This window comes from Parabacteroides sp. AF17-28 (genome assembly GCF_003479205.1).
Taxonomy (GTDB): Bacteria; Bacteroidota; Bacteroidia; order Bacteroidales; family Tannerellaceae; genus Parabacteroides; species Parabacteroides acidifaciens.
On record NZ_QUGV01000033.1, the window covers coordinates 45,985 to 56,516 of the forward strand.

The following is a 10,532-nucleotide window of genomic DNA, read 5'->3' on the forward strand; positions in this document are numbered from 1 at the left end:
TCGAATATGTCAGGAATAGCAAATAATCCCAATTCGCCCCGTCAGAAGATGATCAACCTGATGTATCTGGTGTTCATCGCTATGATGGCACTCAACGTGTCGTCGGAGGTGCTCGACGGTTTCGAACTGGTGGAAGACAGCTTGCGAACCTCTATCGATAATACTTCCAGCCGCAACGATATTGTCACTAATGAGCTGAAAGACTATTATCAGAGCAATCCCGAAAAGGTGCGCGAATGGTACGAAAAAGGTATGAAGGTGAAAGAAGCTTCCGACAGCCTGTACAACTATGTGCAGGACCTGAAGGTGCGTATCGCGCAGATTGCCGACGGTAAGAATGCCAATGTCAATAACATAGACCATAAGGACGACCTCGAAGCCGCTTCCCGCGTGATGCTCTCGCCTGTCTCAGGTGAAGGGAAGAACCTGCGTAAAAGTATCGAGGCCTATCGCATGATGTTGGGCGAGATGGTGGAAGACTCCGCCAAGACCCGCATTATCGAAGCGAGCCTGTCGACGACGGCGCCCCATAAGGCGGGAATCAACACCCGTACGTGGGAGGAAGCCTTGTTCGAGAATATGCCGGTGGCGGCAGCCGTCACCTTGTTGACGAAGATGCAGAGCGACATCCGCTATGCCGAAGGTGAAGTCTTGTCGAACCTGTTGAGCAGTGTCGATGTGCGCGACTATCGCGTGAACCAGATCACCGCACAGGTGATTCCGGAAAGCCAGATCGTGATGCGTGGCAGCCAGTATAGAGCCAATATCGTCCTCTCTGCTGTCGATTCGACCAAGCGTCCTTCCGTCTTTGTGAACGGTAAGGAACTGCCTTACGACGCGAACGGTATGTTTACGGCCGTAGCCGGTACGCCGGGCACTTATCCGGTGAAAGGATATATCGAAATGCCGGGCAGCGACGGAAGCGTCATGCGCCGCGAGTTCGAAAGCGAATATTTCGTGACCGAGCCGAGTGCGACGGTTGCACCGGTCTTGATGAATGTATTATATGCAGGATATGTCAACCCGATCCGTATCGCTGTGCCGGGCGTACCGAGCAGTAATGTGACGGCCACTATGACAAACGGAACATTGACGCGTAAAGGCGACCTCTGGGAAGCGCGTCCTGCAACAGTCGGAACAGACGCTATCGTCTCTGTCCACGCCAAGATGGCGGACGGGCGCAGCGTAGAGATGGCGAAGACGACTTTCCGTGTCCGCCCCCTGCCGGACCCGATGCCTTTTATCGAGTATAAGGACCAGAACGGCAACGTCCGCAAATTCCGCGGCGGCCAGTTCTCCAAACGGAGCCTGCTGGAAGCCGACGGCATCCAGGCCGCTATCGACGACGACCTGCTGAACGTGCCGTTCAAGGTGTTGAGCTTCGAGCTGACTTTCTACGACTCGATGGGTAACATCATCCCGGAAGTCACGCAAGGCAGTCAGTTCTCACAACGCCAGAAAGACTATATCCGTCGCCTGGCAAGAGGCAAGCGCTTCTACATCACCCATGTGAAAGTGTTAGGTCCGGACAACAAGGAACGAACCATTCCGACCGTCGAAGTAATCGTAAATTAACGAACGTAGGGGCAGGTTCCGAACCCGCCCCCAAATAGATAAAGATATGAAACGTTTTTATTACATAGCAACCCTCGTTGCCGCCCTGTTCGCCTCTCTCCCCCTGCAGGCGCAGGAGGAAGCCGGCAACGCGCAACAGCAACAGCAGAGACGGCGCGGTCCCGAAGCGAGTCGTGGCGCCCGTGCCGACGAGAATAAAGAAGGCAGCATACCCGAGTTGACCGTGCGTGCACAGGATATGAACGAACGGATGACGCAGCACGTCGGCAACGCCCGTTGGATGCGTGTCATCTACCGCCAGATAGATCTGACGAAGGAGCAGAACGCGCCCCTTTACTATCCCACCCAGCCGATGAACGGACAGATGAACCTGTTCTCCATCATCTTTCAGCTGGTCTGCGAGGGTAAGCTTTCCGCCTACGAATACCTGGACGGCTACGAGGACTTTAGCGACAACCGCAAGCTCGACCTGAAAGTCATGCTCGACCGCTGCCGCATCTACTACGAAGAGACGGCGGGTGCTAATAACGAACCGGCCAGCTTCGTCGTGAATGAAAGCGACATCCCTTCCGGCGATGTGCGTTCCTACTATGTGAAGGAAGCCTGGTACTTCGACCAGAACAACTCCGTGTTCGATGTCAAAACACTGGCGATCTGCCCGATCCTGACGATCGTGGACGATATGGGACAGAACACGATGCCGATGTTCTGGATTCCGTACGAAGATCTCCGTCCCTACATCAACACCGCCTATATCATGACGTCTAACATCAACAACGCCATGACCTTCACGCTCGACGACTACTTCCGCCGCCGCATGTTCCAGGGCGATATCTTCAAGACGCAGAACCTGATGAACCAGCCTCTGCAAGCCTATTGCCCGACACCCGACTCGCTGAAACGCGAACAGGAACGCATCGAGAACCAGCTCGTCACCTTCGAGAAGTCTCTCTACCTGCAACCTGACACCGCTCAGCTTGCCGCCGACACAAAAGGCAAAAAGACCAAGAGCGCAACCGTCTCCGCCCGCGGCCAGAAAACAGAAGCCGTCAAAGAAAGCAAGCAGAAGGAAGTCAAAGTAAAAGCCCCCAAAGCACAGAAGAGCGCCCCGGTCCGGAGTGTACGCCGGCGTCGGTAGTTGTTATTACGGATATTTGCTTATATTTGTAGCATAATAACGAAGAAAGCAATGAAAACAACCTCCGAAATAGTAGAAATGCTACGTGACTTCAAAGCCCGTTCGGCCGAGAAGTATGGCATTGTCACCCTCGGCCTTTTCGGTTCTGTTGCACGTGGGGAACAAAGGGAAGGGAGTGACATTGATGTTTGCCTGAAGCTGCGTGAAACCGACTATGGTACACTGATGGATATAAAAGAAGACCTCGAACAACTCTTCCGTACGAAAGTAGACGTAATCACCTTGCATGAAACAATGAGGGCATTGTTCCGGCGTAATATAGAGAAAGATGCAATATATATCTAAAGAAACAGTTCTCGACATGCTGTCGTTCTCACTGATGCGAACGGACTTGGCCGTTGAGTGTGCGAAAGAGATCGGTAGTCATCGAGATTTCTTATTGTCGAATGAGGGCATGAATTTGTTCGATGCTACTTGTATGCGTCTCCAAACCATTGGTGAAACGATGAAGAAGGTGGACGGTTTTACTGACGGACGCCTTTTGGCTTCGTATCAGGAGATACCTTGGAAAAAGATATTCGGTCTAAGGAATATGATATCTCATGAATATGCTTCCGTCGATTCTGAAGTAATATTCAATATAGTAAAGAAGTATTTGCCTCCTTTGTCGGAGGCCTTGCAACGGATTATTGCAGACTTGGAAGCCGGTCGGCAAGATGACTTGTTCCGGCAATTGAAGGACAAGTTATACTAACCCCTGCAAAAACTCCTCCAACACCACCCCCGTTTCGACCAGTCCCAACCGTTTGCGCATGCGGCTGCGGGCTTTGTTGACGCCGGAGCGGGAGATGCCTAAGGTGAGGGCGATTTCATCGTTGTTCAGTTTCAGGAACAGGAGCATGGCGATCAGTTCGTCCATGCGGGTCAGGTCGGCACACCGGTTGTGCAGTGCCGGCAGATAGTCCGGGCAAACCGACTGGAAGCTCTGCCGGAAGTTCGCCACCTCGCTGGGGCCCGAGAGCGGTTTCGACAGTTTTGCATGCAGCTCGCTGATATCCCGCCGGCGCGAAGCCTCCTTGAGTTCCTGTTCCCGTTCGCCCAAGACCTGCGAGAGCTTGGCATACTGCTCGTCCCGCGTATGCACCCCGTCCAAGAGAGAAGTAATCTGTGCCAGGCGCGCCTCGCTGACCCGGCGTAACAGTCGTTGCCGCTGCCGGAAATAGAGCCCGCCCGCCAGGAGCAGGAACGCTAATGCTCCCGTCGATACCCATGCCAACGTCAGCGTACGCCCCTTCAGCGCCACCTCCGCCGTCAACGCCCGGTTCTCCTGCTCCTTGCGCCCCGTCTCGTAGCGCACGTTCGCACCGATAGCGGCGTTCAGTTTCTCTTCCCGGTTCAGCGAATCTGCCGCCGCCATGGCAGCAGGATATAACGCCGCCATTTCGCGCAACCGTCCTTCCCGTGCATACCAGTCGAGCAAGACGCGCGACGAGGCGGCATATTGCTTTTGCCAATCCATTTGCGCCAACTCGCCCACCGCCTGCTCCATCAGCCGGATACCTTCAGCCACCGACCCCGAGGCAGCCAATACCTGTCCGTAGAGGAATCGCGCCGGCACCTTGTCCACAAGGCGCGCCGCCGTACTGTCGGCATAAAGCGCGGCAGCCTCCCGGAGCAGTTCCGGGGCAAGACCCGTGTACGGCCCGCCGTCGGCTTCGCCGGCAGCCGAGAGTTGCAGTTCGATAGCCGTACGCCGGCAGATGTAAACCCGTGTCCGGTCGCCCGTCCGTCGGGCAACCTCCTCCGCCTTGCTGTTGTAGAAGAAGGCCGAGTCCCACCGGTGCAATTCCGAGAAAGCCAACGAACGGAAGCGGCAAAGGTCGCTCAACAGGAAACTGTCCGCCGCCAAGGAACACTCCAACGCGTCGGCAGTCGTCTCGAGCGCCTTGTCGTTGAGGCTGAACGAGCTGTAGAGCGCCGCCAGGTTGGCGTAGGCATAGACCGTCCCCTGTGTCGGACGGGCGGCAGGCTTGCCGTGTCCCCCCTTGCCGCTCGTCCACCGTCCGCGCTCGATCGCTTCGATAAAGAGCTGCGCCGCCTTTTCATACTCCCCGTTGCGGCGGTAGTAGTAGCCGAGGAAACTCAGCACGTATGGCGCATCCTTCGTCCGTCCGCCCCGGCGCAGTGCCTCGACGGCGCGTTCCTGCATCGCGATGGCGGCCTGCGGCGTCCGGCTCCAATAGTTGTAGATACGCGCCATGGCGTCGGCGGCGAAAAGCTCCTGCGCCAGGTCGGCGGCCGGCGGGGTGGCGGCAAAGGCATCTGCCAAGCGGAGAGCTCCCTCGCCATCGTTCGCCGTGCTGTGGTTGAGCGCCGAGACAGCAGGCAGGAGCGGATGCATATAGCGCGCGAGGAACGGATGCTCGGAGGTGCGCAGGCTGTCGAAGAAAGCCGTCAGCGTCTCCGGCCGGCGACTGTCGTTGCCCGAACGCAGCAGGGCGAGGCAGAGGTTGGAGACAGCCTCCTTCAGTGTGTCGACATTGCCCGCCGGATGTTCGGGCAGCTCGCGGAGCATGCGGCGCGAGAGGACGATTGCCGAGTCATATTGGCGTGTCTCATACAGCCGTGTGGCGGTACGGGCCGCCTCGGTGAGTTCGTCTTGTGCGAAGGCGCAGCAGGGGAGGATAAGGAGCAAAAAGAGGAGTATGTGTTTCATGATATTGCGTTTTATGTCGTTTTCGGGGGTAAAGATAGGTATTTCATGCATTTGTCCCACGGTTTGTCCCACGCCTTTTTATGGCGGTAAGCAAAGTAAACCATACTTTTGCAGCGGTCGGGTGAAACAATTACCTGCCTGAATGTTGGTAAACCTGAAACCTTTCCCTATATTTGCCGTGCGAGTGCAGCAGAAGACCCGCAAGCCCGGAGCGCCGGCGCTTCCCTCTGCCCGCCCTCGGTTCATATTGATTTCGGAAAGCGTTTTAAGATATCATCTCTTGCCAATCGAACTTCGCAACTTTGATTTATACTGGAGAGATGGTAGCAACAAACGCTCACGTGCATTGTTTGTATATAGGTGGCCCCCTCGGCCGTATATATAGGATAATGGCGTGAGTGCTGTTGCTTATCTTCAGTAAAGGTAATGCGAAGACCTGATTGGCAAGATAAGCGTAAACAGTAACTCACGCTTTTTTTGTGCCCGTATGTGTAGGGGCGGTTTCTCACCGGGGGTGAGGTTATAAGGTTACCGGGGGTGAGGTGGTAAGGTTGGAGATGGTGAGGTGGTAACATCACGGACGACGATGTGGTAAGATAGCAGAGGCAGATGTGGTAAGTTCATAGAGCGTGAAGCGGTAAGTTCATAGAGCATGAAGTGGTAAGGTCACGGGCTGTGAATAAATAGCTAAAACTCCCTCCCCCGCTTTCGCGGGTACTGGGAAATAACTATTACTCCCTCCCCCGCCTCTGGCGGGTACTCCCTCTATAAACAGAGGGAGAGCTTGAGATAGTTTTGACGCTATGCTTATACATATTAATATTATAAACTAATACATGAACTAATTATAAACTAATACATCCTACAGCTCTCCCTCTGTTTATAGAGGGAGCACCCGCGTAAGCGGGGGAGGGAGTTAATACACACACAAACACATACATATAATTATATACAAACAACACATACACCATGCAACACTCCAACCGCCCCACTCTTCTCACCTTCCGCCGCGAACTCCGTACCGCCGGAACGCCGGCCGAAGCCTTCCTCTGGACCCGCCTCAAAGGGCGGCAGATGAACGGAATGCGTTTCCGCCGGCAGTTCAGCGTAGATTGCTTCATACTCGATTTCTATTGTCCCGAATGCCGCCTGGCCGTCGAGCTGGACGGGGCGGGGCATTTCACGGAAGAGGGGCGCATCTATGACGAGGCACGGACTGAGTATCTCGGGCAGTTGCACGGGATACGGGTGATCAGGTTTGAGAATAGGGAGGTGTTCGAGCATATAGAAGGGGTGCTGGAGGAGATACGGGGGGAGATGTTACAACTCCCTCCCCCGCTCGCGCGGGTACTCCCTCTATGAATAGAGGGAGAGCTTTAGATAGTTTTAGATGCTATGCTTGACACACAAACTTGAGATAGTTTTAGATGCTATGTCAGACACTATAATAAACTAAGTATAAACTGTTACATCAACTGATTATTAACTGTTACATCCTTTAGCTCTCCCTCTGTTTATAGAGGGAGTACCCGCCAGAGGCGGGGGAGGGAGTAACTAAACACAACATCATCATGAAAACAACCCTCTTCCTCCTCTTCCTCCTCTCCCTCCTCCTCCTTTCCCTCCCGGCAAAGGCGCAAGGCGGTGGAACAGACCCCGAGAAAACCTTCTGGCACGACCAGCTCACAGACGTAAGCGTCGGCAGTAGTTCCGACAGCCCGACCGACATCCTCTTGTCCGTCACCGACAACGACACCACCTACACCGTCAAAACCGCGAAAGGCCTCGCCTGGATTGCCAAAGTCACAAACGACGGCCTCTTCTATAAGGCAGATGACGAAACTAACACCGCCAACTACCCCCACCGCGCCGGCTTCGAGGGCTGCACGGTCGAGCTGGACGGTTCTTTAACAGACAGCCTCTCCCTCCGCGCCCACTACTGGACGCCGATAGGCAACCTCAGTAAACCTTTCAAAGGCGCCTTCGACGGCAACCATAAGCTTGTGGCGGGGCTGAAGGCGGATACGACGGTAAGCAGTGGTTCTGCCTTCGTTGGCCTGTTCGGGTCTATAAAAAATGCTTCGGTCAGCAACGTAGGCGTTTGGGTTGCGGCGGAAGGGATAAAGGGTGAAGCACCTAATTGCTATGCCGGTGGCATAGCCGGTTATAGCGCAAACAGCACTATCCGCAACTGCTTCGTCTCCGGTGATGCCGGTGCAACTATAACGGGGACAGGCCTATGCCATGTTGGTGGTATCGTCGGGCAAAATATGGGGGCAGTGGAGAACTGCTATGCTACCGTCGATGTCTCTGCGTCGGGTAATAGTATTTATGCAGGTGGAATAGCCGGTAGCAATGAAGGCTATTCTATCACTTCCGTGTATGCCACAGGAAAGGTTACGGGGACAGGCACTAGCAGTTCTCCTGACTGCCATATCGGCGGTATCACCGGCTCTAACACCGGCACTCTTTCCAAAGCCCTTGCCTTGAACAAGGAGGAACTGTCGGGTACTCCCGGTACTAATGGCGATCTTTACCTCGGACGTATATCCGGTTATAAACAAACTTATTCCTCCTTCTCGCAGTGCTACGCCTCTACCAAGATCGACACAACGACGTATAAAGATACCCGTCAGAACACTTACACTGACGGTACCGACGCCGGCCTCACCACCGACCTTTTCCTCTTCCCGACCTCTGGCAAAGGTGCCGTCTGGGCCTTCAACGGCACCAACAACCTGCCGAAACTCAGCACCTTCAGTGCTGATGCTTCAGATGGCAAGCCCGGCCAACCCGCGCTTGCCAAGGCTGAGTATCTGGAAGAGCTTCCTCTTGGTAAAGAGGGGAATCCGTATGTGATAGACATAGCATCAATCACTTCGGGGGATAGTAAGAACCAGTACAACTATTCCGACGGCCTCATCACCCTCCTGAAGCCCGACTCCTGCTATCTCATTAAGGGTAAAAACAGCCAGGTCCGCACCCTGACCCTTACGCCGGAGACCGGTACGCCAAATGACCCGCTGAAACCCTACCACCTCTACGCCCAAGCCGGTTGCGCCCTCGACACCCTCCTCGTTCCGGCAGGCACCGCCTGCATCATCCAGGGCGACAGCCTCCGCTCCAAATCCTGCCAGGTCAGAGGCGGCACGCTGACGATGGAGGTACCGGTGGTGCTCGAGATGCCGAAGGCAAGCGGGTCGGGAACGAACTTCTGGCAGACGAGCAGCCTCTATATCGATGGCGGCAGCGTGACGGTGAATGACACACTGAGGGCGTATGCGTCCGGTAGTGGTGCTTATGGAATCTATACTCCACCCTCCTCCTCTTCCAAGCTCACGATAGGTAGCAAAGGGGTTGTCTATGCTTATGGGGAAAACCGAGGATGCAGTCTGTATAGTGACACGCCAGCGGAGATTGAAGCCGGCGGCATCCTGCGGGCAGCAGGAGGTTCGTCGTATGCTATATCCGCCGGAAACGGGTCCTTCTCTTTCCCGGCAATACAATGGGGGTTTTATTATACTTATTCCGACGGCGACAAGTTGACGGTGAAGAAGAAGGGCGGCGGTAGCGAAGTTGCCACCTTCTCCGAGAAGGAGTTCGGTTCCTATTTCACCGAGGCACAATCGTTCGCTGCCAATGTAGAGGACAATACCGCCGTCTATAACTTATATCAGGGGGAGAAAACAACACCGTTTAACGGTCGCGTGACGATAAATGGATCCTCTGCAATTGCCTTTACGAACGAGTTTGTTGCATCGGAAGGCAAAGATTCGCAGTCTTACCTGTTTGTGGGGCTGCCGATGGAGACGTTTACTGATGTCCCGGATAGCATAACCCTGAGCAAAACCTGTGCATATAGGGTAGGGAAGGCGAGTACAGATACGCACTTCGACAACGTGCTTTCCTGCCAGGTGAAGAAGTTGTGTGTAGTGAGGAGTAGCTATGTCCTGCTGAATGGCGTTACCGTTATCGACAGCCTGTTGGTGAAAGAGAATGGTAGTGCTGACTTCTATTTGTTAAAACCGAAGGATGGTGACGAGAATAAGCTCGGGAATGTCCGGGTGAAGCAGAATGCCTCTTTAACTTTAGCAGAAGGCGGCGGAGGTATGCTCGCGTCTGCTACGAGCTTGGTGAACAGCGGTACTTTCACCGATAATATCGGCCTGGTCGACAAGGTCAAAGCCTCCATTACCCCCGGCGACACCCTTCTCATCTCCCGTCCGTCCGTTAGCGGGACAACGGAGGTCGCTCCCGGCGGCACGACTACGCTGACGGTTGCCGGCTTCTCGGATTGGCAACAGGGGGCAAGCAGCAGTGATAGCCCTACATATAATTACTATTGGCTGGAATGGAAAGAAGGGAAAGGCTGGAATGGAATGAGCGGCAAAAATCCCACGCAGACAGTGGGGAAAGGCAAGTACCGTTGCCAAGTGATGTATACACTATTGGTTGATTACGAGAGTGTCACTACCGCCCTTTACTCCCTCCCCGTCGAAGTGACCGAGAAGAGCGCGCCTCCCTACATCCCGCCTGTCTATAGCTACTACACGGTCACCCTGCCGGAGGTCGAAGGCGCACGGTTGGACAAGACGGGCAGCCATACGGTCGAGGAGGGCTACAGCTTCCCTTTCCGCCTGACGCTCGACGCCGACTACGACCGGTCCCAGCCTGTCGTTACCATCGACCGCCACGGCACTGAGACGCTCACACCGGAGGTGCTGGCGGACGGCTCGCTCAAATACCGCATCCGCGATGTGGAGCAGGACCTCACGGTCTCGATCACCGGCATCGTCCGCAATGACGACCCGACGGCCACAGGCTCCGTGCCCGCTGCCGGCGTCCGTGTCCGTTCCTTCGGCAACCTCCTCCACATCACCGTCCCTGCCCCGACGTCCGCCCGCCTCTACGACTTCCACGGCCGCCTCCTCCGCACCGCCCTCCTGCCGGCAGGCAGTAGCACGATGCCGAAACCGGCCGGGCCGTGCATCGTAGTCCTCGGCGGCGAGTCGTTCAAGGTGGGGGATTGATGGGGAAGAGGCATGTTCCCCGTTCCCGCGCTTGACGCCATAGCCGTCAAGCAAATCGAAGTAAGTGTTGTAA

General features: G+C 55.2%; 7 protein-coding genes. 6 read left to right on the forward strand and 1 reads right to left on the reverse strand.

The window, feature by feature from the left end; genetic code table 11:
• The first annotated feature begins 6 nt into the window (after positions 1–6).
• Genes gldM through DWW90_RS18475 form a run of 4 tightly spaced genes read left to right on the forward strand, consistent with a single transcriptional unit; the run spans position 7 to position 3,467 of the window.
• A complete protein-coding gene (gldM, locus tag DWW90_RS18460; protein WP_122346036.1) occupies positions 7–1,575 on the forward strand; it encodes a gliding motility protein GldM in 1,569 nt (522 codons plus the stop codon).
• Between the two features lie 46 nt (positions 1,576–1,621).
• Positions 1,622–2,713, forward strand: a complete 1,092-nt coding sequence (gldN, locus tag DWW90_RS18465) for a gliding motility protein GldN (protein WP_122346037.1) — start codon at positions 1,622–1,624, stop codon at positions 2,711–2,713.
• 51 nt (positions 2,714–2,764) lie between these two features.
• Positions 2,765–3,058: a nucleotidyltransferase family protein gene (locus DWW90_RS18470; protein ID WP_122346038.1), complete on the forward strand. Its 294-nt coding sequence runs from the start codon at positions 2,765–2,767 to the stop codon at positions 3,056–3,058.
• Entirely contained in the window at positions 3,042–3,467 is a 426-nt protein-coding gene (locus DWW90_RS18475) for a DUF86 domain-containing protein (RefSeq protein WP_122346039.1), read from the forward strand. The genes DWW90_RS18470 and DWW90_RS18475 overlap by 17 nt, the downstream gene beginning before the upstream one ends.
• On the opposite strand, the gene DWW90_RS18480 is transcribed toward DWW90_RS18475, so the two are convergent.
• Positions 3,459–5,429, reverse strand: a complete 1,971-nt coding sequence (locus tag DWW90_RS18480) for a hypothetical protein (protein WP_147382454.1) — start codon at positions 5,427–5,429, stop codon at positions 3,459–3,461. The genes DWW90_RS18475 and DWW90_RS18480 overlap by 9 nt on opposite strands.
• Positions 5,430–6,398: 969 nt before the next feature.
• Between DWW90_RS18480 and DWW90_RS18485 the strand changes: the two genes are divergently transcribed.
• On the forward strand, positions 6,399–6,791 hold the full coding sequence (locus DWW90_RS18485; protein WP_122346041.1) for an endonuclease domain-containing protein: 393 nt from the start codon (positions 6,399–6,401) through the stop codon (positions 6,789–6,791).
• A 209-nt stretch (positions 6,792–7,000) separates the two neighbouring features.
• Positions 7,001–10,459, forward strand: a complete 3,459-nt coding sequence (locus DWW90_RS18490; protein WP_122346042.1) for a GLUG motif-containing protein — start codon at positions 7,001–7,003, stop codon at positions 10,457–10,459.
• The last annotated feature ends 73 nt before the right edge of the window (positions 10,460–10,532 follow it).